Raw genomic sequence first — 25129 nt, 5'->3', positions numbered from 1 at the left:
ATGCGACGGTTTTTGTCTGTTTGGGGTTCATGTTCGTTTTTTTTGTCTTGACACTTTTGAAAAATGAGAGCTATAATAAAAACAGAAAATATGTAACCGGTTACACATTGTTTGTTCCATGTAGAGTTCCGGTTCGAATTTTCTTTTCGTTAATTGATAAAAATAGAGAAAAAGAAAAATATCGGGTATGTGTAACCGTTACCTCATTAACTAATTTTTGGTTATGACAATCGGTTACCGACATCAGTAGGAGTGAGTGGCAAACAAGTGGCAACGATTAGAGATGTCGCGAAACTGGCCGGAGTTTCTGTGGCGACGGTATCTCGTTTTTTGAACAAAAACGGGTACGTCAATGATGAAACCAAGCTCAAGGTGGAGCAAGCGATCAAAACGCTACAGTATGAACCGAATGCGATAGCAAGAGGGCTTGCGGGAAGGAAGACAGGGGCGATCGCTCTTATTTTTCCCGATATTACGAATCCATTCTTTGCTGAGCTGGCTAGAGCTGTGGAAGATGTGGCTCGGATGTATGGCTATACGGTTATCTTATGTAATTCGGACAACCAGGCGGATAAGGAACAAAACTACATCAAGGTTTTGAAACAGCGTTACGTGGATGGTATTTTGTTCGCATCTTACAACCTCCGTTCGGATGATGTAGACGCGCTCAAAAGTGAGAACATTCCGCTGGTCATGCTTGATAGGGCTCCGCGGGATGCATCTTGTACGGTCGTTAGTTCCAAGCACCTTGAAGGCGCCAATCTGGCGGTGCAGCATCTGTTAGATGTCGGATGCAAGAAGATCGCTCATATTTATGGCCCTCAGGAAACATTAACGGGGAGAGAGCGGTTCATAGGCTACGAACAATCCGTGAAGCATTTTCCATGGTATTCACCGAGCCTAGTGGAGCCGGGCTACTTCCGTGTCGACGGTGGGATGGCAGCCGTAGAAAATTTGATGCAGCGTCATCCGGATATCGACGGCATTTTCGCGGGCAATGATACGATGGCGATCGGAGCCTTGAAAAAGCTCCAGCGGATGGGCATTAGCGTACCGGATCAAGTTGCGCTTTGCGGCTTTGATGGCATTGACTTAACGCTGATTGTTGAACCGGAAATTACGACGATTGCGCAGCCGATTTACGACATGGGTATGTTATCAACGCGGCTGCTGATCAAAAAAATCGAAGGCAACATCCAAGAAGAGCAAACGCATTTGTTTGATGTGAGTGTGGTTGTAAGAGGATCGACAGAAAGGAAAAGACATGATGATTAAACCTCGTATTGTGGTCATCGGGAGCTTGAATATGGACATTGTAGTGGAAACGTCCCGATTTCCGCGCGTCGGGGAGACGCTGACAGGCGAGCATGTCCATTTTATTCCAGGCGGCAAAGGAGCGAATCAGGCTGTAGCCGCTGCAAGGCTCGGCGGACAAACGACGATGATCGGTTCGGTAGGAAACGATATGTTCGGGAAGTCGCTGATCGAATCGCTTCATCAAGACGCGATTCACACAGATTACGTCCGAAGAATCGAAGGAACGCCGACAGGTATCGCTTCAATTATGCTTGCAGAGAACGACAACCAAATTGTCGTTGTGCCTGGAGCAAACGCCTCTTGTTTGCCTGAACATATTCAAGCGTTGAAGCAAATTATCGCAGAGCATGACATTGTACTGGTCCAATTAGAAATTCCGCTTGAAACTGCGGTAACTGCCTGTGAGATCGCCAAGAAATCCGGCAAAACCGTCATTCTCAATCCGGCGCCAGCCCGCCAGTTGCCAAAGGCGATGCTGAGCTGCGTGGATTACATTACGCCGAATCGGTTAGAGCTGGCGACGATTACCGGCATCGACGCGTCCGGCGACAAGCTGCAGTCGGCGATGGAAGCGCTGCTTGACATGGGGCCGAGTTGTGTTGTTACAACACTTGGTGAGGAAGGCTCAGCGTTTCTCCGAAAGGGCGAATCGCTTAAAAGAGTACAAGCTTATCGCGTTCCTGTCGTTGATACGACTGGAGCTGGCGACGCTTACAACGGCGGACTCGCGTATGCGCTTGCCGCAGGCAAAGAACTTGAAGAAGCAGTGGCATTTGCATGTAAGGTATCTGCGATGTCGGTCACAAAGCTGGGCGCGCAAGCTGGAATGCCCACTCTAGCTGACTTGGAAGCGCTCACGAAACAACCCGATTCTATTCACCATTCCAAATGACAAATCTAAGGGGGATTAACTCAATGAAAAAGAGATTAGGAATCGCTGCATTATTGTTACTAGCTGTTATGGTGTTCTTGGCAGGATGCGGTTCATCCGGCAAAACGGCTACAAGCACTCCGGATGCCGGGAAAGCAGCTTCAAGTGCCAAGAAGTTGAATGTCGCTTATTTTGTTAATGGTACGCTAGGGGATAAAGGGTTTTTCGATTCCGCCCAAAGAGGCGTGAAACAAGCTGCTGATCAACTAGGCATGGTCGTTAAAACCGTAGAAGGCGGCACAAACCAAGCGGATTGGCCTTCAGGTTTGGAATCGCTTGCATCCAGTGGGAAATATGACGTCATCGTTTTAGGGACAAGTCAGATGACCGACATTATCAAAGATGTAGCGAAGCGTTATGAAAAGCAGAAATTTATTTTCTTCGATGAGGCAATTACCGGACTTCCGAATGTATATTCCATGACTTACTCCCAAAATGAAGGTTCTTTCTTGGCAGGCGCTTTTGCAGGACTGGTTACAACAAGCACGGAAATGAAAGGTTCGAATCCGGACAAAGTCATCGGCTTTATCGGCGGTATGGACATTCCGATCATTAACGATTTTAAAGCAGGCTATGAGCAAGGCGCAAAATATGTGGATCCAGCTATTTCAGTAGTTGCTTCTTATGTAGGAGATTTCTCCAACGCTCCAAAAGGAAAAGAACTAGCGCTTGCGCAATATAATTCGCAAAAAGTAGATATCGCTTTCAACGTGGCAGGCGGAGCTGGTCTCGGACTTCTGGAAGCCGCTAACTCCTTGGGCAAATATTCAATCGGTGTAGACTCCAACCAAAACGGTCTGTATCCAGGCAGTGTTTTAACTTCCATGGTAAAATCGATTGACAATTCGGTTCTACGCGCATTGACCTTGTTCAGCCAAGACAGACTGGGCTTCGGCAAGAATGAAGTGCTGGGCATTAAAGAAGGCGGCGTAGGCTTGGCTAAGGACGACTTGTACAACAAAAACGTACCAAAATCGATTCAAGATAAAATGATGGAAATCGAGCAGAAGTTAAACAAAGGCGAAATCAAAGTGCAAACGACTTTGAAATAAGCCGGTAACGAGGGGGAGCGTAACCATGGCGATATTGCTGGAGATGAAAGACATCCATAAAACTTACCCCAATGGTACGAAGGCAAACCGCGGAGTGGATTTGACGGTGTATGAGGGCGAGATTCATGCGCTAGTTGGTGAGAATGGTGCAGGTAAATCTACACTCATGAAAATTTTATTCGGTCTTGAGGCGCCGACGAGCGGCTCGATCCTGTATAAAGGTCAGCCGCTGAACTTTCAAGGCCCTAAAGATGCAATCAAGCAGGGTATGGGCATGGTGCATCAGCACTTTATGCTCGTCCCGTCGCTGACGGTTTCGGAAAACATCGTGCTTGGCGAGGAGCCCGTCAAAGGGCTCTTCTCCCTCGTACGTGACCGCGCCAAAGAATTGTCGGAGATTGAGAAACTCATTGAGACATTCAAACTTAAAGTTGATCCGCAAGCGGTGGTCGAAACGATCTCCGTCGGTCAGAAGCAGCGCGTTGAAATCATCAAGGTGCTTTACCGCGGCGCGCGTCTTATTATTTTGGACGAGCCTACAGCTGTCCTGACGCCGCAGGAAACCGACGAGCTGTTTGACTCGATCAAAGCGTTGATCAAACAAGGCTATACGATTATTTTCATTACCCATAAATTACGTGAAGTGATGGAAATATCCAATCGGGTTACTGTACTCAAGGCAGGGAAAACGGTCACGACAATGTTGACCAAGGATACGAATCCGGAAGAAATATCGAGACTTATGGTAGGAAGAGAAGTATTATTCCGTGTCGAAAAACAGCCTTCCGAACCTAAGGATACTATATTGTCCGTCAAGGATCTGTATGCTTCCGATGACAAGGGGGCACCTGCACTTCGCGGCATTTCGCTAAACATTCGAGCTGGCGAGGTGGTGGGAATCGCCGGCGTCGAAGGAAACGGACAAACGGAGTTGGTCGAGACGATCAGCGGTTTGCGAAAAGCAACGTCTGGTGAAATACGCTATATGGGCGAAGATATAACCGGAAAAAGCGTTGCTCAAATTCGCGCGATGAAAATCGGACACGTACCGGAAGACCGGCAGACGACCGGGGCCAGTTTAACGTCCACCATTGCCGAAAATTTAATTCTCGACCATTACCGGAACCCGGAATTTAGACGGGGACCTTTTCTGAATAAAAAGAAAATCAAGCAATTTGCAAAAATCATGATGGAAGTTTACGACGTACGCGCTCAAAACGAAGACGTACTTGCCGGATCTTTGTCTGGGGGAAATCTGCAAAAAGTGGTGATTGCCCGTGAACTTTCAAAAAATCCGAAGCTTTTGATCGCTTCACAGCCTACTCGGGGCGTCGACATTGGAGCCATCGAATTCATTCATCGCGAGATTATCAAAAAGCGTGATGGGGGAGCGGCCGTACTGCTGGTTTCGGCCGAATTATCGGAAGTCATGAGCTTAAGCGACCGCATTGCCGTTGTTTACAACGGTCGGTTAGTTGCAGTTCTTGACAATCATGATGGGTTGACGGAAGAAGAACTCGGTTATTACATGCTGGGGATCAAGAATCAGGAAAGGAATGAGGCGCTCCAATGAATACAAAACAAGCAATCTATTTGGAAATCACAGGTATCATTGCCGCAGCGATCATGGCTATCCTTTGCGGATTCATCGTTATTTTGTTCTCCAGTCATCAGCCGATGGAGGCGATTAGCTCTTTTCTGGGTGCTCCGCTTTCAAACGCTTTCAACATTGGCACTGTTTTAAATAAAGCGGTTCCATTAATTTTTACAGGACTTGCGCTATCTGTTGTTTTTCAATGCGGAGTATTCAGTATGGGTGCTGAGGGACAACTCTACGTAGGCGCTTTCGTCGGTTCTCTGGTTGCCGTCTACGCGCATGGACTTTCCGCATGGGTGTTGTTACCTTTGGTATTGATTTGCGCCATGGGGAGCGGGGCGCTGTATGGTGCGATTCCAGGCTGGCTTAAGACGCGCTGGAACGCGAATGAAATAGTAACAACGTTGATGATGAACTTTGTCGCGATTCTGACCACCTCTTACTTGGTCAACAACGTTTTCAAGGATCCCGCTAGCGGTGGTTACGCGCGTATGCACTATGTAGATGATGGTGCGCGTCTAGGCAAAATTTTCGCAGGATTCCCAGCGCACTATGGCGTATTAATCGCATTGCTGGCTGCTGTCGTTATGTTTCTTTTTATGTACAAAACCAAATCAGGTTACGAGCTGCGTCTGGTTGGCAAAAACAGCAAGTTTGCCGGTTACGGAGGCATCTCGACAAATCGCGTCGTTATCATGAGTGTGATGATTAGCGGTGCGCTTGCAGGACTGGCGGGTATTGTTGAAATCCTTGGCGTGCATGGTACGTATAAAGACAACTTCTCCGCAGGACTTGGTTTTGACGGCATTATTATTGCGTTATTGGCAAGAAATCATCCGATCGGCGTCATTGCCGTCAGCTTGTTCTATGCTTACCTTCAAGTGGGTGCTACCCAGATGCAAGTTGGCAGCGATATGCCGCGTGAATTGGCGATCGTGATCCAGGTTATGCTCGTCCTTTTCGTATCTTCGCAAGCGATCTTTACGTATCTGAAGCAAAAATTCGCCCTTCGGCAAAAGGCGGTGAACTAGATGCTATCAGCTCTATGGTCACAAATTATTGATTTATCTCTCTTAGTCGTATTGCTTAGATTTACGACGCCGATTCTGCTCTCCGCATTGGGCGGCCTTATCGCCGATGTTGCCGGCGTTATCAATATCGGTCTGGAAGGTTTAATGCTGATCTCGGCATTCAGTGCCATCGCCGTTGGTTCCGCAACGGACAGTTGGGTTCTCGGTTTGGTTGCAGGGGTCGTTTCTTCTATGCTGATCTGTTACGGAATGGGCTTCTTCTCGCTCAAACTGAAAGTGGATATGATCATTACCGGCTTTGCCGTTAACATTTTTGGTTCCGGCGTGACGATCTTTTTAATGAACAAAATTTTTGGAGTGACGGGCAATTATTCGCCATCCGGACTCCATAATATCCCGGACGTGCATATCCCGATCATTGAGTCCATCCCTTATCTGAACAAATTGCTGAGCGGGCATAGCTTAATGACATGGATTGCATTTCTATCCGTCCTTTTATGTGTATTCATCCTGTACAAAACACCTTACGGCATTCATCTCCGCTCGGTTGGCGAAGCGCCACAGGCAGCAAAATCACTTGGTATTTCCGTGAATCGCATTCAATATTCGGCGCTGCTTTGGAGCGGATTGTTCACAGGGTTGGCGGGTGCTTACTTATCCATGGGCATGACAAGCATGTTCGTCAAAGATATGACCGCGGGTACCGGATTTCTGGCGTTAGCCGTCGTTCTGCTCGGAAACCGCAATCCGGTCGGTATTTTGTTCGGTTCGCTGATCTTCGGTTTGGCAAGCAGTATTGCAACTGTCGTGCAAACCATTCCAGGCAATAAGTTTCCAAGTCAATTTATTCAAATGATTCCTTACCTCGTGACCATTACTGCACTTGTGTTTTTTGCGGTTCGCAAGAAACGGAAGCTGAATGAAGCGCTTCGGGCGCAGGCAGAAAGCGCGGCGAAAGTCGCTGTCGCATAACGGTAAAAAAGGAGCGAACTATGGAAACAAACGTGAAAAGAAAGATCATTATCGACTGCGACCCGGGTCATGACGATGCCATCGCCATCTTACTTGCGGGAGCGAACCCGAATGTGGAGATCGTCGCCATTACGACAGTTGCAGGCAATGCCGAGGTCGAGAAGACGACCTTGAATGCTTTGAAAGTATGCGAACTAGCCGGTCTTACGCATATCCCGGTCGCTAAAGGCGCCGGACAGCCGCTTGTCCGTAAACGGCAGACGGCAGCCGACATTCATGGCGATTCCGGTATGGACGGTCCTTTGCTGCCACATCCAAGCAAAACAATTGAGCAGGAGCATGCCGTTGATCTCATCATCCGCAAGTTGAAGGAGTCGGAAGGGGACATTACGCTAGTCCCAGTCGGGCCATTGACGAATATCGCGATGGCGATGCGGAAAGAGCCTGCCATTTTGTCCAAGATTCAGGAAATTGTTATCATGGGCGGAGGGACATTCGGCAATACTACGCCTGCAGCGGAGTTTAATATTTATGTGGATGCCGAGGCGGCAAAAGTCGTTTTCGAGAGCGGTGTCCCCATTACGATGATGGGACTCGACCTCACGCACCAGGCCATCGTCACGGAAGATATTCATGAGCGGATTCTCAATGTGGATAACCGGATTTCTCATTTTGTTCATGAACTTTTGAATTTTTTCGCTCATACGTACAAAGAAGTATTCGGTTTTGCCGGAGCTCCGATTCACGACGCTTGCTGTGTTGCCTATTGTATCGATCCGACTGCATTTGGAACGAAGAAGCTGCGGGTCGATATTGAGACTAAGGGTGAACATACTTACGGTATGACGGTTGTTGATCTGCTCGGTGTTACAGGCCGTGAACCCAATGTTAATGTCGCTTTCACGCTTGATCAGGATAAATTTTGGGACATGCTCATTCAAACTTTGAAAAACTACGCATAGAGGTGTTAACTTTGCAAAACGTTCGTATAATTCTTGACGTTGATACGGGTATTGACGATTCGATGGCGATTTTGCTCGCCCTGAAAACGAAGCATATTACCGTGGAAGGCATTACCACGGTGTTCGGGAATACTGATGTGGAGCAAGCCACCCGCAACACGATGCAGGTGATCGAGCTAGCAGGCGCCCCTTACGAAGTACCGGTCGCGATAGGCGCAGCTAAACCGCTATTCCGCGAATGGCGTGGGCCGGTAACACACATTCATGGCGATAACGGCATTGGCAATTGCCAACTCACGCAGCCAAAAGGCAAGCCCCTCGCGGAGAGCGCCTCTGACTTCATCGTCCGCAAGGTGAATGAAAATCCGGGTGAGCTGACGCTTGTTTTCGTCGGCCGCATGACGAACCTGGCCATCGCCTTGGCCCAAGATCCGTCCATCGCTTCCAAAGTGAAGCGGCTCGTGATCATGGGCGGCGCTGTGAAAGCGCCGGGCAACGTGACGCCTGTTGCGGAAGCGAACATCTATGGCGATGCTGAAGCTGCGCATCGCGTGTTCGAATCCGGCATCCCGATCACACTCGTTGGCCTCGACGTGACGATGAAAACGACGATCGGCGAGGAAGAGCGCCTTGAGTTGGCGAAGCCGTCAGCTCCCGGCAATGAGAGAGCTGCCGCTTTTATGGGTGAAGCATTGAAATTCTATTATGAAGCTTATAGAAAGCAAAATGGGTTCTACGGCGCTCCACTTCATGATCCGTTAGCTGTTGCTGTAGCGGCATACCCTGATCTAGTCAAGACGGAAGAGCATTACGTTCGTATTGAAACCAAAGGAACAATGTCCTATGGAGCGACGCTGGCCGATTTCCGCAGGGCGATTCCGGTCACGAATGCTTCCGTTGCTTTGGAGGTCGACAGTCAGCGGTTTTTGGACTATTTCATGAGCACATTGAAGAGCTAACGGAGGAGAAGATTGCGAAATGAAACCTATCATTTTAGATGTAGATACAGGAATTGATGATGCACTGGCGATTAGTTATGCCGTTCATTCACCTGAGCTTGAAATATTGGGTTTAACCACCTGCTTCGGTAACGTAACGGTAGAGGAGGCCACCCGCAATACACTTCTCGTGCTGGAACATCTGGACAGTCAGGTTCCTGTTATCCCAGGTGCAGCTAAACCTTTGTTCGTCAGTCGAGTGAAGGCAAATGCGACGCATATTCACGGGGAGGATGGCATCGGCAACACGCTGATCGAGAGCAAAATGCCGAAGCGGGAAGCTTCGCCGTTATACGCGCCGCAGTTTATTATTGATCAAGTACGGAGCAAGCCGCATCAGGTCACAATCATTACGGTCGCCGCGATGACGAACCTTGCGCTGGCGATTATGCAGGCGCCGGATATCGTCGACCTCGTAGACAATGTCATTGTCATGGGCGGAGCCGTGAAACGGGCCGGCAATGTGACTCCGCATGCAGAAGCGAACATTTATGCTGATCCGGAAGCGGCGGATTACGTGTTTGCCTCCGGCATTCCGATCACACTCGTGGGCCTCGACGTAACGATGGAAACGTTGCTGCCAAAAAAAGACGTACAGGCATGGCGCGACAAGCAGTCCGCACTTGGAACCCTTATGGCAGATATGACCGAGTACTACATTGACGCATATGAAGACTTTTACCCCGGTATCGGCGGTTGCGGATTGCATGATCCACTCGCTGTCGGTGTGGCGATTCAACCGGATTTCGTGAAGACTGAATCGCTTTATGTTCGTGTCGATCTGGATGGCTTCCACTCGCTGGGCAGAACGGTTGCCGACCTGCGGAGCAAGCCGGCTCATGAGCCTAATATGAATGTCTGTGTAGAAGTGGACACGCAGCGCTTTCTGGATCATTTTCTCACTAGAGTTGTTTAATTTTTTTCAGCATAATAGAATAATTCGAAAACGTGGCGGACTGGGCACAGTCCGTCTTTGTTATTTTCGCAAGGAGGCATCATGAAATACATTTTGTTCGTGCTGGCCGGAGCATGCAGCTATGGTCTGTTATCAACGTTTGTCAAAAAAGCTTATGCGTCAGGGTTTCATGTCGGCGATGTCGTCGGTAGCCAAAATTTGTTCGGTGTTCTTATGCTCTGGACATTGGTTCTGGTGACTTCAAAATCGGCGAGAGGAGAATTGGCGCAGAGCACATATAAAGTTGCACCCAGACAAGCGCTCAAGCTCATGGCTGTTGGCACTACATCAGGATTGACAGGTATGCTGTATTATGCGGCATTGCAGTATATTCCCGCGTCTTTTTCGATTATTTTGCTGTTCCAGTTTACTTGGATGGGAATTCTTCTCGAAGCAATAATGGAACGTAGACGACCTGGAAAAGATAAGGTCATATCGCTGCTGATTCTTTTTGTAGGGATCATCATGGCTAGCGGTTTTCTGGGCGGAACGCACGAAGCTGTTTCATGGATCGGGATCACGCTCGGCTTGCTCTCAGCCGTTACTTACACGCTGTTCATCTCGCTTAGTGGCAAAGTCGAAAATCAAATCGCGCCAATAACACGCAGCGCGTTCATGCAATCCGGCTCCTTCGTGCTGGTCATGCTGGTGTTTCCCCCGCATTTCCTCGTCAACGGAGCGCTGCATCAGGAACTGCTGCCATGGGGGCTGCTGCTCGCATTTTTCGGCGCCGTTATTCCGCCGTTGTTTTTCGCGATCGGCGTGCCGCGAATTGGCGGCGGGCTTGCTACGATCCTCAGCGCAGTTGAGCTGCCGGCCGCTGTGGTAATGTCTTTTGTCGTACTAAACGAGTCCGTCCATTGGCTGCAATGGCTCGGCGTGGCGGTAACGATGTTCGGCATCTCGCTTCCGGAACTTATGAAGCGGAGGAAGATCCCTTCCACGATCATTGGGGCCAAAATGAGCATATAGCAGGTGCATATTCACTATGGGCGGGTTCGAAACCAGGATGGTTTCGGGCCCGCCTTTTTGCGTGCAAAAGAACCTGCTCATCTGGACACTATCCCCCGGGCTCAGTGGCACAATTAACCCAGTAGTAAGGCTACTGAGTTGCACTATGCGCACTATCCCTAAGGCTCAGCACAGTTGCTGCTGAGTTGCCTCTATGTGCACTATCCCTAAGGCTCAGTAGCATGTCTGCTGAGCTGTCTCTATGGGCGCTATTCCGGAAGTTCAGAGACCAGAGCTTTTTTCGTTGTTGTTAAACTTCGTAATATTTTCAGGTTAGGGGTTTTGATTTTATTTTGAAATGGAAGCTGAGGCTGTTACTGAGTGAAAGGGATAGTTGCCAAAAGGTAAGGCGTGGAAAAAAAGTGTGGAAAAAAGCTTGAAAAAAAGAATGAAAAAAGAATGAAAAAAGAATGAAAAAAGAATGAAAAAGAATGAAAAAATTCGTGAAAAAAACGTGTGAAAAGAAATTATGAAAAGAAAAGTTAAAAAAAGTTTGAAATGTAAATGTTAAAAACTCAACTTTCGCAACATGAAATCGGTAAATAAGCCTTGATATAATTGGGCAAACTGGCGATCCATTGCTGGAGTTGACGTTGGAGGAGTGTTGCGAACCTCATAGATCAAATCGACCAATTGCTGCAACGCTACAGCCCTCTTGAACGATTGACCCGCACATACGGTTCTGTGAGAGGCCCATGAAGGTTTTTATGTGCCTACTCGATTTGCACTGCTGTTGGTAGTACAAAACAACGGGGTAAACATCTTTATAAGTATGAAGTTGACAAAAGAAATCGTGACGGTATATAGTTTTATTAAAACTAAAAAACGAAAGGTTAGGAGGCTTGAGATTGTCCACTTATGAATTATTGATTTTATCCGTATTAATGCATTTTCCATTACATGCTTACATGATAGCAAAGATAGGAAGTCCTTGGGAAAAGATCAGCAGGGGCACTCTTTCGACAATTCTCACTAAGATGGTGAAATCTGGATTCATTCAAGATGCGGATCCGGCGGACGTTCCTTTCTTGTCGGACAGATCTTCAAAAACATATGCGATTACGGCAGAAGGACGACAACGTTTTTTTCAACTGATGATGGACACACATTCAAATTCTAATCATTACTTGAGAATATTTCATATCAAAAGCGCCCATTTGGAATTTTTAGACTTAGAGGAACAGATCCGTTTGGTCAAACACTTTATCGATTATTGCCAGACTGTCATTCGGGAGCTTAAACAACAAATTTACCAATTTGAAACGAACCCGGAACCGAAAGGTAAACAGCCGAGTCCATTTTTTTTATCAACTGTCAAGGGACAAATGGAAGTTCAATTGGAACAAATGAACCTTGAATTGGCATGGGCGGAAAAACTTTGCACAAGTATTCAAGAGATGGGGAGGAACCGGAATGGAAAGCCTACAGAGTAAGTTGCTAAAAATCATTCTAAAGGCAACCGGGTTAAAGCGAAAATGGAAACGAACGGGGGATGATTTGCGACATTATTTAGAGAAGAAACAAAGAAAGGCTTCACACAAGCCCATGAAGGAACTCTACGCAACTTATTCGATTACCGAGAGCGAATATCAGGGTTTTCCTTATTATGAATTGAAGCCTCGAAGCGATCTCAAACAGAAACATATTATATTTTTACACGGCGGAGGCTATATAGAAGAAATTACAAGTCTCCATTGGGAGTTTGTCGGCAAGTTGCTGCAGCACACGCATTATTCGGTTACTGTCCCTATTTACCCATTGGCGCCGAAGTATACTTATAAGCATTCGTTTGACATGCTCAATGCTATTTATTCGGAGATCCGGTCCAAATATAAACCCAAGGATATCATCCTTATAGGCGACTCAGCAGGAGGAGGGATGATTCTTGCTTTTGCCGAGTTGCTTAAGGAAAAGAATCTTCCTCAGCCCGGGAAACTCATTTTGCTTTCTCCGGGTCTGGATATGTCGTTTAGTAATCCCGTTATTCCCAAAATCGAGAAGATCGACCCCTTACTTGCGACTCCGGCTATCAAAGAAGCCGCGAGATGGTATGCGGACGGTTTGGATACAAAGCATTATTTGATAAGTCCTTTATATGGGGATTTCGAAGGGTTAGGGAAAATAAGTGTTTTTACCGGAACGCATGATATTTGTAACCCTGATGCCAGGAAGTTTAAAAAACTGGCTGATGAAAAGGGAATTGAGCTTGGATTTTACGAGTACCCTGGCATGCCTCATGTCTGGACATTGTTTGGACTTCCCGAATCTAAAAAGGCAATGAAACAAATTATTCGTGCAATGGATGAGTAGAAAGCATCGTGAACTATAAGTGTACCCATTTTTTGTTCAGTTTTCAGAGGCTGAGCAAGAATTGGGATTGATGGTTTTGTGTTTTTATCGCAGCAAAGGTTGATTAAACCAGGTCAAGCGCGTACAATCCATGTTATCTGCTTTGAGAGGTGACACACAATGCTGCGACTGTTGAAATGGAAGCGTTTTTTTGGCCGCAAAACGATTTTGCGCAATATGATGTTTTTATCTTTGTTTGCTTCGATCATTCCTATTATCGCTGTCGGATTCGGCAGTTATCTGTTTTCGGCATATTTTCACATCCAATTTGACCGATCTTAGGCAGACCAATTACTCCGGCTTCTATTCCAGCATTGCTCGCGATCTGGCCGCTCTGCAAAGCGGCAATAAAAAAGCTGGCGATATTGCGATGTATGTGCCTGACGAAGGGTATTTGATTTCACCCAACTTCGGCGGACGCAGAATTACGGGAGAACAGGAGAGAGAGGCGCTGCTTCGGGAGCTTGCGTCCGAGGATCAGATCAAATGGGTCACAGGTTCATACCCCAATTTGCCGGGATACAGTGGTAACGGCGTCACCATGATCGCCAAAGTGCCGCTGCAGTTGACAAAGCGGCTTGATAGTACGCAGCTTTTCGGAGAAAAAAATATCGATCCCTATACGCATATTCGCAGGTTCAGTACAATCCAAGAACTGAATCATTGGTTCCGTAACTATTTGATCGATCCTATCACCACGTACGTACGCAGTAAACAGGATCAAGAACATGTGCATCTGATCCAAAAGGTGGTGCGTTACATTGAAGATAATTATCACTTCGATCTGTCGCTCGACCAATGCGCGCAAATTTGCGGACTCAGCCCCTATTATTTGAGCAAACTGTTTAAAAAGACAATGGAGCTTTCGTTCATCGAATATTTGACGAAGTATCGGCTGGACCGCTCTATCGAACTGCTGCGAACTACGGACTTGACTATTGCCGAAATATCGGAGAAAGTCGGTTATCAAACGAAAAACTATATCCGCGTCTTCAAAAAGCATATCGGCATAACGCCCGGCCATTTCCGGGAATTGCCAAAGGAATAAGCGCGTTTGACATCCTCATCTTTTGTCAGGCGCATGATGATCCTAAGACAATAATTGTGCATCGAAGCATGGAGGAGCCTCTGCCGGAGGCTCCTTTTTTGATTTCGCGGGGCGCAAAAATTGGTCATTGCCGGCCGGGATCCAAGTGCAGACCGTCATTTATTTGCCGCACTTTCTGTCGTGGGTCATTATTATCGGGATTTGCTTCCTGATTTTTGGTCAAGGTACGGGGATCGTCAATCAATTGATCGTGTCTTCCGGAGGCCGATCGGTTGAGTTTCTGACGAATCCGGACATTTTTGGGGGCATGTTGACTGCGCAAAGCATGTGGAAAGAAGCCGGTTGGGGGACGATCATTTTTCTTGCCGCTCTGGCCGGCATAAACTCAGAACTTTACGAGGCCGCGCAAATCGACGGGGCGAACCGTTGGCAGCAAATGCTCAATGTGACCATTCCCGGGATTCGGAGCACGATCGTCGTGCTGCTTATCCTTCGCTTGGGACAGGTCATGGATGTCGGTTTCGAACAAATTTATTTGATGATGAGCGGGCCGGTCGCCTATGTTGCGGACGTCTTCGATACCTATGTGTACCGCTTAGGCATTCAACAAGGCAGATTCAGTTACGCGACAGTCGCGGGGCTATTCAAATCAGTGGTCGGACTTATTCTGGTCGTCACGGCGAACCGCTTAGCGAAAAAATTCGGAGAGGAGGGCTTATACTAGGATGAGCAAAAGCCGAGGTTCAAATATGTTTACAATCATCAATTATTCGCTTTTGACGCTGTTCGCGCTTGTCACCTTGCTGCCGTTCATTTATGTCGTGATCATATCGTTTACGGATCCGACGGAGTATATGACGAAGTCGCTTGTCCTGATTCCTGAGACATGGAGTTTATCGGCATACAAATTTATATTCTCGACGAATTCATTTTTAAAAGCGATGGCAATCAGCGGGTTTTTGGCGATTGTCGGCACCCTGCTCAGTTTGATCGTTACAAGCGCACTGGCCTATGTGCTTTCGCGTAAAAGGTTGAAAGGTAAAACCTTTTTCCTCGTCATGATCTTGTTGTCCATGCTCTTCAATGCAGGTATGATTCCGAACTATTTATTGGTTGATAGCTTGGGGCTGATCGATTCGGTATGGGCGCTTATTTTGCCGTCGCTTACGAGTGCCTGGTATGTATTCTTGATGAAAAATTTTTATTAGGAAGTTCCGGATGAGCTGGAGGATGCGGCGAAAATCGATGGCTGCTCGGATGTCGGCGTGTTTATCCGGATCATGCTGCCGGTTTCGGTGTCCGCCCTTGCGGCATTTGGCTTGTTTTACGCGGTGGCGTACTGGAACACCTATTTCAATGGGGTGCTTTATATTAACAGCGATTCACTGCGTCCGCTGCAGGTATTGCTGCAGATGCTGCTCATTTCCGCCTCACAATTCGGGGATCCTTCGGTAGCGGCCATGCTGGAAAGCGAGAAAACCGTTCCTCCGCAAGTTATTAAGATGGCGGCTGTCGTCGTCTCTTCGCTGCCGATCGTTATTGTGTATCCGTTTTTACAAAAATATTTTGTCAAAGGCATGATGGTGGGCTCGGTGAAAGGGTAGATGTGAAGCCGCACTCTTTGAAAGGGGTGATTTGCGTCCAATTCGCTTCAGCGCTTCGAATCATTCAAAACACAGACAAGGTAAGCTAAACCAACAAGGAGGGTTTTTATGAAAACAATGGCAAAGAAAATGACGGTCATCGTCACAGCTGTCGGACTGGCTGCAACACTCGCAGCATGCGGTAAAACAGCAACGGATGGCAAAGTGGCTGCAGGGGCAACGGGCAAACCGGCGGCTCCGACCGATATTTCGATCACGACGCTTGCCTTCGCTGCGGCTCCGACCGGAGAATTGGAAGCGGTAAAAAAGTTAAATGAAAAATTCAATATCAACCTGAAGCTGAGCTGGATTCCTTCGAATACGATTACCGAGAAGCTCAATGCACTGCTTGCATCGAGAGATTTGCCGGATGGCCAATCCGAAAGCGAATCTGGTCGCCTACGAATTGCCGAAAGCCGCTGACGGCAAAACCTATTATGAGCAGGCGAGCGGTTTTTATGGTCAATTCCTGATTAACAAAAAAACCGTGGATGAGGCGAAGCTAAAGAAAATTCTGGAAGTTTACGATTACACGTCTACAGAGGAAGGATACAACTTAGGCGGATACGGGATTAAGGATGTCGACTTTACAATCAAGCCGGACGGAAGCATCGAGCAAACCGAGGAAGGCAAGAAGAAGGGCTATGGCGGTGATATGACGGTCCAATGGCTGACCGGTTACTTTGATAAATATAACAGAGCGAAAGTGCCGGGCATGCCGAACGATGTGCTTGAACAAAACAAGAAATTGATCGATTCCATCCAATCGATTCCGGATCCGACAGCAGTTCAAAGCCGATGCAAGCTTCCAGCAGCACGTGAAAGAAACCAATGACGGCTACAAAGAGAAAGTGAAGAAGTAACATACTTTTTTTGATTATCGTACCTGTCCTGCAATTCAAGTGCTCATTTGTAGGGCAGGTATTGTGCTTCATTCGGCGGTTTTCGCAAAAAAACGAGATCGATATCAAATATCGCCGATATACAAATCCTTTTGAAGGCCTTACATTTTAATACGCATGAAACTTATTTTAATGAGGTGATGGTCATGAGGAAAGTGAGTATGCTGGTCGTCGTTTGTTTATTTTTCAGCATGGTTGCAACAAACATCTCTTATTATGAAAACGCTATCGAAAGTGCGGAGGCTGCAACGGTGAACTTGATGACGAACGGAAGTTTTGAACAGACAACAACGGTGCCCGACGCTTCTTGGAACGGTGTTACGAGTCCTGCTCCGTCAGGCTGGGGCTTATGGATTCCGACCGGAAGCGGGAAAGCGCCGAATAAGACGGTGAACGTAACGCTGGATTCAAGCACGTATCACGAAGGAAGTAAATCCATCTTATTTGATGCTTTTGCAACGAGTAGAGTCTCTGTGAACCAAAGCGTTACCACGGTCACAGCCGGCAAATCCTACAGATTGAAAGTATGGGTGAAAACTGACAACGTCACGGGCACAGGAGCTTATTTTAGAACGCAATACTATAATACGAGTAAAGTCGGAGACGGCCCTGCTTCGGCCAAATTGTTAGGTACGAACGATTGGACTGTGCAGCAAGTATTTATGACCATACCGGCCGGCGTTATGAGGCTAGTCATCGAACCTTTTCTTGAAACGGGTAAAGGAAAAGTGTGGTTTGACGATATAAGTTTGGAGGAATATAACGGGATTACTGCAATTTCGTTGGATCAAACGGCCTTTTCCATGGCTAAAGATGCGACGGTTGCAATGACGCCGACACTAACGCCGGCGAACGCAGCGGACAAAACGGTCGTATGGAGTTCAAGCGATCCGAAAGTAGCCAGCGTGGACAACAATGGAATTATAACGGGCATAGGGTTAGGAACGGCGACGATCATCGTGGCGACACCGGACGGAACGGTGAAAGCTCAATGTCTGGTTAACGTAGAATCCGCCGAAACCTTTCAAGCTTATAGCCAGCTTCGGCAAAAATGGTACGATAAATTGACGGGAGGCGCAGCCAGCGGTACAGCCGACGCTGATATTCAGGCTAATTTGTCCAAATTAGTTGATAGTGTGACTAATGCCAATGCGACCGGGTATTGGGATCAGCTGAATAAAGCTCCGAACCGTACCGCGGTGTGGAACGATTTGTCCAGCACAACGGATTCGGCGCAAATCTCGAGCGCATACGGCAGATTGAAAGCCATGGCGCTTGCGTACTCGATCACAGGTTCGAGCCTCTACCACAATGCGTCGCTGTGCACGGATATCCTCAGCACGTTGGATTGGCTTTACGCTAACCGATATAACGAAAGCAAAACCGAATACGGCAACTGGTGGGATTGGGAGATCGGAACGCCGCAAATTCTGAACGATATCCTGGTGCTCATGTACGATCAACTGACACCTGTGCAATTGGCCAAGCATATGAAGGCTGTGGACCGCTTCGTACCGAACCCCAAAGTAAGAACGCTGAACAATGTGACGGAAACCGGAGCCAATTTACTAGACAAAGCTCTGGTTGTAACGATACGGGGAGTGGTCGGCAACAACAGCGCAAAGATCACGCAAGGACGCGATTCCATCGGACCGGAGTTTGTGTACACGGATCATGGAGACGGCGTTTACAAAGATGGGTCTCTCGTACAACATACGAACATCGCATACACGGCCGGTTACGGAGCAGTGTGGCTCAGCCGGGCTGCCGATATGACCTTTTTGCTGAACGGTTCGCTTTGGCCGGTGACGGACCCAAACGTGAACAACGTGTATAACTGGGTTTCGGATACGTTTGAGCCTGTCATTTATAAAGGGCTGTTCATGGATATGGTGAACGGCAGAGGCATCTCCAGACAAAGTTCGGGAAGCGCCAGAGGCACAATTGTCACCTTGCTTCGTCTGGCAGAAGGGGCTCCTGCGGATGTAGCGCTTTCCATCAAGCGTATGGCGAAAGAATGGATCAACTCGGACACGACATATGCCAACTACTACGACGGACTGTCGATTTACGAACTGACCCTTGTCAAAAAAGTGATGAATGACGCTTCGATCAAGCCTCGAGGCGAATTGGTCAAACATCAGGTATTTGCAGGCATGGACCGGATCGTTCATTTGCGGGAAGGCTACGGTTTCGGACTCAGTCTGTTCTCGAACCGGATCTCCGCTTTTGAAAAGGGAAATAACGAGAATTTAAAAGGCTGGTATACGGGAATCGGGATGACCTTTTTGTATGATCAAGATCTTACCGGGTACCGCAACGATTACTGGCCGACGGTGGATTCGTTCCGATTGCCCGGCACGACAACGGACGGCTCGGGAAAAGGGGTAACGCCCGTTGAGTGGAAAAACTACATGAACCCGAGAACGTGGGTAGGCGGTTCTTCGATTGACGGTCAATACGGTGCGGCGGGTATGGACTTTTCGCTCTCGCAAACGACTGGAAGCGATCTGCAGGGTAAAAAGTCGTGGTTTATGTTCGATGACGAAATCGTCGCGTTAGGCGCAGGTATTTCCAGCAGCAAAGCCGGATCGCAGCCGGTCGAGACGATCATCGACAACCGCAAGCTGAATGATGCCGGCGATAATGCGCTCACCATTAATGGAGCCGTCCAATCCAACCAGATCGGCTGGTCGCAGACGCTGGATAACGTCAAGTGGGCCCATTTGGCCGGCAATGTACCCGGAACCGACGTCGGCTATTATTTTCCGGAAGCCTCCAGTGTATTTGGGTTACGCGAGGCGAGAACCGGCGCTTGGAATGAGATCAACAGCGGTCAGTCTTCGACTCCGGTCACGCGCAATTATTTGAGCCTTGCTTTTGAACACGGAGCGGCACCTTCGAATGCGTCTTACTCTTATGTGATGCTTCCGCACAAAAATGCTGCAGAAACGGCGTTATACAGCAGCGCGCCGGATGTTGAAGTACTGAGCAATACGACGGACGTGCATGCAGTCAGAGAGAAGAAGCTCGGCATAACGGCAGCGAATTTCTGGAATCCGGCGTCGGTAGATTTCATTTCAGCGTACAACCCGGCATCCGTGATGGTGAAGGAAACGGATAGCGAGCTGACCGTGGCCGTATCCGATCCGACACAAAAGCAAAGCACGGTCGCCCTTGAACTGAACAGGGCGGGTTTATCGCTTGTACGGGCTGATGACACAGTCTCCGTCTTACAGACGAAGCCGACCACTAAGCTGAATATTAATGTGATGGGGGCACTCGGTATGACACAGACCGTCACATTTAAGAAAGATACGACAGCTCCAGTAACGACGGCTGATGTGATGCCGGGGTGGCAGATTGCGCCGCAAACGGTGACTTTGACCGCGAGCGATGCGGGCAGCGGGGTGCAGAAGACGTACTACAGCCTGGATAACAGTGCACTCACGGAAGGGAACAGCGTTACAGTATCTGAAGACGGCGTTCACCAGCTTCAATACTACAGCATTGATTACGCAGGCAATCAAGAACCTGTTCAAACGGCATCAGTTAAAATCGATAAGACCGGTCCCGTCATCGTCCCATCCGTCACGATGGATGTGTATTGGACGGACGGCGGCAGCCTCCGGTTCGATATCTCCGACCTGATAAGCGGTGTCGCGAGCGAATCTATCGAGTTGGATGGCGTTAAAGCAGAACTACCCTATATGTACAGCCCATTATCGCTCAGTATCGGCGAACATGCTGTGCAGGTCCAAGCCGTTGATGCGGCCGGCAACAAAACTAGCGCTGCATACGTGTTAAAGGTACGAATGGATGCAGACCATTTGGACGAAGCGGTTCGTTATGCTTACCGACAAGGCTGGATTACAGGGGATGGCCAGTTAACCAGCCTGTTGTCGAAGCTTGAAAGTATTCACCGGAATGCGGACGAGAACGAGAAGAAGAACGAATGGAAGGCACTGGAAAACTATATTCACGCTCAATCCGGCAAAAAGATCGACGCTGTGTTTGCTGAGAAACTGCTAGATGTCATCGCTATTCTAAAAGTATAGCCTTATCTTAGTCTCCATTGTTCATGCGCTCTCCGATTGACAATCGATCGGAGAGCTTTACATTAGAGTTATTGATAACGCAGCAAACGAATTGGGTTCGAACAACGGAGGGAGACTCGTCGCATGGAAAAAGCGAACGCAAGAAAGGATTCAGCTTAACGAAGTCGAAGCGGGCCGGTTGCTTGGCATCGACGACGCTTTCCGGGATGAGCTGAACCGCGTGCTGCTGCGGCTGCCCGAGCCGCAGATCGGACGCTACGGCCAGCTGATGGAATGGTCCGTCGATTACGACGAGCCGGAGCCGGGCCACCGGCATATCTCGCACCTGTTTGCGCTCCATCCGGGCGAACAGATCACGCTGCACGGCACGCCGGTGCTCGCAGAAGCGGCCAAGGCTGCGCTGCTCCGCAGGCTGCAGCACGGCGGCGGCCATACCGGGTGGAGCCGGGCATGGATCATTAACTTCTGGGCGCGCCTGGAGGATGGCGGGCAGGCTTACGACAACCTGCAAGCGCTGCTGCGCCATGCCGTACACCCCAATCTGTTCGGCGACCACCCGCCGTTCCAGATCGATGCCAACTTCGGCGGCACGGCAGCTGTGGCAGAGATGCTGCTGCAATCGCACGGCGGGACGATCCGCCTGCTGCCGGCGCTGCCGCCCGCTTGGCAGAGCGGCCATGTTCGCGGTTTACGGGCGCGGGGCGGGTTCGAAGTTGACATTGCCTGGGAACACGGCAAATTGACGGAAGCCGTTATCCGTTCCGTTAACGGCCATGTTTGCGCGGTCCGAAGCGATATCCCGCTGAAGGTAACACGGGAAGCGGAGACCGTGGCCGCCGGTTCTGAGGGCAGATTCGAATTCGCGACCCAGGCCGGCGAGGCCTATATACTTCGTCCAGCACCGAGCAAATAAATGAAAATGAGGCTGAGCAAGTTCAACAATGAACCTGCTTAGCCTCTAATTTTTACAGCTTTTCACTGTCCCGCATACATTTTGTGCTATGATTAGATTCAGTTTGAATGATGCGAGGTCGATTACCGATGAACCTATTCCGAAAACCATGGCGAACGTCAACGACGCTCTATATCTTGATCTTTACGATGGTGGTTCTGCCGATTTTGACGATCAGCGCTACCATTCTTCAGGTATATAAAAGAGACCTGCTTCAGCAAACGACGGATCGAACGCTCCAGACGCTTCGTGCGGTCACATATTCGATTGAGCAGGAAATCAGCAATGAGGTCACCTTCTCGGCGGCGGTTGGCATGGATACCGAGGTACTGGAAACGGCGACGATGCTGCATGAGCTGGCGCCGGACATGCGGCAGCCCTACTCCGTTGATTTATCCAAGGCACTGGGCAAATACAGCTCTTCCATGTCGGGCAGGGTGCAGTCGATCAATTTCTTTTTTAAAAATGGCGGCGTCTATACGTACTTGAAGGATCTGGCCGTTGATGACAACGAGCTGCGTAAAACGGATTGGTACAAGAAAACGGTCACCGAGCAGGATCATGTCCATTTTATCGGCCAACAACTCGGTGTTTTGTACGGCGCCCCGGATTCCATCAGCATCGTCACGGCCATTAGGCCAAGCTATTTTCAAATGCTGCATGACATCGACTTCATTTATTTCGTCTTCAACCGCGATCATTTCGAAAAAATGTTGTGGCAAAATCCGATCAGCGGCGGTTCGGCGTTTCGAATCGTCACGACCGGCGGCGACGTGATCGCTTCCAGCTATAACCTGCCGGCCAGCGAGCAGGGGGTGGATGCTGCGCTCATGACCCGCATTGCCTCGCAGCAAGAGGGCAACTTCATTGAAACGATCCATGGGCAAAAAATGCTCATTGCCTACGCAACGGTTAGCGCTGCTGACTGGAAGATCGTGTACCAGATCCCTTATAGCGAATTGACTGCTAATTACAGCAATATTTCCCGGTTGGTTTTTATTGCGACTTTGATTGTCATTGTTGTATTCTTGATCATTTCTTTTTCCCTTGTCCATCGATTAATGAAGCCGATCCGTGTCTTGGTTGTGAAAATGTCGCGTGTGATGGACGGCAATCTCAACGTGAAAATAGAGGCTTCCGGCAGCGCTGAGACGGTCACGCTAGGTCGGACTTTTAACCATATGATGGATCAGATCAAACTGCTGATCAAGCAAACGGAACTGCAGGAAAAGGCGAAGCAAAAAGCGGAGTTCGCCGCCATGCAGTCGCAAATTAATCCCCATTTTCTGATTAATACCCTTAATTCCATCAAGCTCATGGCGATCATCAGTCGGGTGGACAACATCCGCCATATGACGCAGGCGCTAATTCGCCTGGTGTCGTCCTCCTTTAACCGTGGCGGCAGCCTGACTCTGCTGGCCGACGAGGTGGAGAATCTGAAACAGTACATTTACATTATGGAAACCCGCTACGGCAACAAATTCGAGGTCAAATGGGATATCGACGAAGCGGCAGCATCGCTCTATATACTCAAATTGCTGCTGCAGCCTATTCTCGAAAATGCGATTACGCATGGTTTGGTCAGCAAGGAAACGAACGGATTGATTACAATCGCCATTCACAAAGAGGGGGAGCTGCTTCGAATCGTGATTGCCGACGATGGCGTCGGCATACCGGATGAGCAGATCGAGAAGCTGAAAGATCCGGGCCAGGATCATACCTTCAGCGGAATGGGCGTTCTTAACGTGCATCACCGCATTGTACTGCATTATGGTCAGGAGTACGGCGTTTCGATGGAACGTCTGAAGCCTTCCGGCACCCGGGTGGAAATGACCTTGCCCGTCATTCAGAGTCGTGAAGAAGATCCGGCCGTTAGTTCAAAATAGATCAAGTCATGTACAAAAACGATCATTCGACAGCCGGTGACAATCGATTATGATGATATCAAGGTTGCAAATAACCTAATCGTGAACAGTTGGAGGGTCAATGCGATGAACAATAGAAAATGGGCAAGTTCCCTGGCGTTGGTCGGGTTAGTGGCCATGACGGCCTTGACCGGGTGCGGCGGAGGATCCAAGCCCGCAGCTACTGCACCGGCATCGCCGGATGCGACGAAGGCGGCAGCTCAGACGGCGAAGCCGGCAGAACCGGTGAAACTGAAGCTGGCCATGTGGGACACGAAAGTAGACTATGAGTATTGGACGGAGAAAGTAAAAGAATATTCGAAGTTAAAACCGAATGTCTCCGTAGAAGTGGAGAAGGTGCCTGACAACGGGGGGCAATACTTGAAGGTGCGGCTCGCGGCTAACGATTTGCCCGACTTGATGTATTTGAAGCCGAACCATATGCAAATTTACAAACAGGCACTGCTGCCTCTCGATGATACGAATGCGGCCAAAACTAACAAATACCCGACGAAGCTGGATGGCAAAGTATTAGGTGTTCCTCTCGTTTCTTTCACTGAATTTGTATATTTCCATCCTAGCATTTTCAAGGAATTAGGTTTGGAAATACCGAAAACGCTTCCAGAGTTCATGGAAACGATGGATAAGATCAAGAAGAACGGTAAATATACGCCTATTTCCATTGGCGGCAAAGAGGATTGGACCTTTTACCCGTTAATGGAATTCGGACCGCACATTTTATCCGGAGACGAGAATTACTTGGCTAATATTGCGAAAAAGCCGACGCCATTCAGCAGCGACAGCACATTTGATAAAATGAGCAAAGTCATTAAAGAAATTGCGGACAAAAAGTATGCAGGCCCTGACGCGCTATCTGTTTCTTTCGACCAATCAACGCAAGCTTTCGAAGCGAAAAAGGCAGCGATGATCGCCCTCGGCCAGTGGTATTATCCTTCTTACATGGAAAAAGTGAAATCGGATGACGATCTTGGCGTATTCCCGATGCCTTTCCGCGATTCGGCGAGCGGCGATCTGAATTCGATGGTAATGTCGGATATGAACATCGGCATTAGCAAAAACTCCAAAAACGTCGAAGAAGCTAAAGCATTCTTGGATTGGATGTTCAGCAAAGACACTTACGGCGGCTTAATTAATAAAGTGCAGCAGTTCTCCACAGTAAATGGAATTACGACGGAGCTTCCTTTCTTCAACAAATGGACGGCTACAAATCCATACAAAACTTTCGTGTATAACGGTACAGACGAAACATACGCGAAAGTAAGCGCTGCAGCGCAGTTCGATCCGAAGAAAGCGGCACAAAGCATTTTCGCCGGCAAACCGATCGATGCGGTGGAAAAAGAGCTCAACGAAAAATGGAAGAAAGCGATCGATTCGGCAGGGAAGTAATTCGGATAGAGGGTACTATTTGAGCAAGCCGGAATAGTGC

General features: G+C 48.6%; 20 protein-coding genes and 2 pseudogenes. All 22 read left to right on the top strand.

The genetic code is table 11. The features are described from left to right. Positions 1-267: 267 nt before the first annotated feature. The 22 genes and pseudogenes from ACFQZT_RS02880 to ACFQZT_RS02775 all read left to right on the top strand — a co-directional run bounded on the left by ACFQZT_RS02880 (position 268) and on the right by ACFQZT_RS02775 (position 25089). Positions 268-1275 (top strand): LacI family DNA-binding transcriptional regulator, encoded by a 1008-nt coding sequence (locus ACFQZT_RS02880; RefSeq protein ID WP_379296348.1) that lies wholly within the window; start codon positions 268-270, stop codon positions 1273-1275. Next, positions 1265-2209, top strand: a complete 945-nt coding sequence (gene rbsK, locus ACFQZT_RS02875) for a ribokinase (protein ID WP_379296346.1) — start codon at positions 1265-1267, stop codon at positions 2207-2209. The genes ACFQZT_RS02880 and rbsK overlap by 11 nt, the downstream gene beginning before the upstream one ends. A gap of 23 nt (positions 2210-2232) precedes the next feature. Further along, entirely contained in the window at positions 2233-3300 is a 1068-nt protein-coding gene (locus ACFQZT_RS02870; RefSeq protein WP_379296344.1) for a BMP family lipoprotein, read from the top strand. Between the two features lie 25 nt (positions 3301-3325). Then, positions 3326-4873 carry an ABC transporter ATP-binding protein gene (locus ACFQZT_RS02865; RefSeq protein ID WP_379296342.1) on the top strand — a complete coding sequence of 516 codons (1548 nt, stop codon included), beginning with the start codon at positions 3326-3328 and terminating at the stop codon, positions 4871-4873. After that, positions 4870-5928: an ABC transporter permease gene (locus ACFQZT_RS02860; RefSeq protein ID WP_379296340.1), complete on the top strand. Its 1059-nt coding sequence runs from the start codon at positions 4870-4872 to the stop codon at positions 5926-5928. The genes ACFQZT_RS02865 and ACFQZT_RS02860 overlap by 4 nt, the downstream gene beginning before the upstream one ends. Next, positions 5929-6900 (top strand): ABC transporter permease, encoded by a 972-nt coding sequence (locus ACFQZT_RS02855; RefSeq protein ID WP_379296338.1) that lies wholly within the window; start codon positions 5929-5931, stop codon positions 6898-6900. Positions 6901-6920: 20 nt separating this feature from the next. Next, a complete protein-coding gene (locus ACFQZT_RS02850; protein WP_379296336.1) occupies positions 6921-7862 on the top strand; it encodes a nucleoside hydrolase in 942 nt (313 codons plus the stop codon). 11 nt (positions 7863-7873) lie between these two features. Then, entirely contained in the window at positions 7874-8821 is a 948-nt protein-coding gene (locus ACFQZT_RS02845; protein ID WP_379296334.1) for a nucleoside hydrolase, read from the top strand. 19 nt (positions 8822-8840) lie between these two features. Next, on the top strand, positions 8841-9776 hold the full coding sequence (locus tag ACFQZT_RS02840; RefSeq protein WP_379296332.1) for a nucleoside hydrolase: 936 nt from the start codon (positions 8841-8843) through the stop codon (positions 9774-9776). Between the two features lie 81 nt (positions 9777-9857). Then, positions 9858-10787: an EamA family transporter gene (locus ACFQZT_RS02835; protein WP_379296330.1), complete on the top strand. Its 930-nt coding sequence runs from the start codon at positions 9858-9860 to the stop codon at positions 10785-10787. A gap of 887 nt (positions 10788-11674) precedes the next feature. Continuing rightward, positions 11675-12259, top strand: a complete 585-nt coding sequence (locus ACFQZT_RS02830; RefSeq protein WP_379296328.1) for a PadR family transcriptional regulator — start codon at positions 11675-11677, stop codon at positions 12257-12259. After that, on the top strand, positions 12240-13136 hold the full coding sequence (locus ACFQZT_RS02825; RefSeq protein WP_379296326.1) for an alpha/beta hydrolase fold domain-containing protein: 897 nt from the start codon (positions 12240-12242) through the stop codon (positions 13134-13136). The genes ACFQZT_RS02830 and ACFQZT_RS02825 overlap by 20 nt, the downstream gene beginning before the upstream one ends. Before the next feature lie 235 nt (positions 13137-13371). Further along, on the top strand, positions 13372-14223 hold the full coding sequence (locus tag ACFQZT_RS02820; RefSeq protein ID WP_379296324.1) for a helix-turn-helix transcriptional regulator: 852 nt from the start codon (positions 13372-13374) through the stop codon (positions 14221-14223). Between the two features lie 145 nt (positions 14224-14368). Then, positions 14369-14947 (top strand): annotated as a pseudogene (locus ACFQZT_RS02815) (ABC transporter permease subunit); the annotation flags it as partial. 1 nt (position 14948) lies between these two features. Beyond that, entirely contained in the window at positions 14949-15431 is a 483-nt protein-coding gene (locus ACFQZT_RS02810) for a carbohydrate ABC transporter permease (RefSeq protein WP_379296322.1), read from the top strand. Between the two features lie 12 nt (positions 15432-15443). After that, positions 15444-15827 (top strand): annotated as a pseudogene (locus ACFQZT_RS02805) (carbohydrate ABC transporter permease); the annotation flags it as partial. Positions 15828-15935: 108 nt separating this feature from the next. Further along, the gene (locus tag ACFQZT_RS02800) at positions 15936-16289 is read left to right on the top strand and encodes a hypothetical protein (RefSeq protein ID WP_379296320.1); all 354 of its coding nucleotides are present in this window, start codon (positions 15936-15938) and stop codon (positions 16287-16289) included. Beyond that, the gene (locus ACFQZT_RS02795; protein WP_379296318.1) at positions 16237-16701 is read left to right on the top strand and encodes a type 2 periplasmic-binding domain-containing protein; all 465 of its coding nucleotides are present in this window, start codon (positions 16237-16239) and stop codon (positions 16699-16701) included. Before ACFQZT_RS02800 ends, ACFQZT_RS02795 begins: the two co-directional genes overlap by 53 nt. A 213-nt stretch (positions 16702-16914) precedes the next feature. Continuing rightward, complete coding sequence (locus tag ACFQZT_RS02790) at positions 16915-20826, top strand: polysaccharide lyase family 8 super-sandwich domain-containing protein (RefSeq protein ID WP_379296316.1); 3912 nt, start codon at positions 16915-16917, stop codon at positions 20824-20826. A 91-nt stretch (positions 20827-20917) separates the two neighbouring features. Continuing rightward, on the top strand, positions 20918-21739 hold the full coding sequence (locus ACFQZT_RS02785) for a glycosyl hydrolase family 95 catalytic domain-containing protein (RefSeq protein ID WP_379296314.1): 822 nt from the start codon (positions 20918-20920) through the stop codon (positions 21737-21739). Between the two features lie 128 nt (positions 21740-21867). Continuing rightward, complete coding sequence (locus ACFQZT_RS02780; protein ID WP_379296312.1) at positions 21868-23664, top strand: cache domain-containing sensor histidine kinase; 1797 nt, start codon at positions 21868-21870, stop codon at positions 23662-23664. Positions 23665-23769: 105 nt separating this feature from the next. Beyond that, a complete protein-coding gene (locus tag ACFQZT_RS02775) occupies positions 23770-25089 on the top strand; it encodes an ABC transporter substrate-binding protein (protein WP_379296310.1) in 1320 nt (439 codons plus the stop codon). Positions 25090-25129 lie beyond the last annotated feature (40 nt).

Origin of the sequence: Paenibacillus sp. GCM10027628 (assembly GCF_042676385.1) — a bacterium.
Taxonomy (GTDB): Bacteria; Bacillota; Bacilli; order Paenibacillales; family NBRC-103111; genus Paenibacillus_E.
This window is presented reverse-complemented; position numbering and strand designations above follow the sequence as displayed.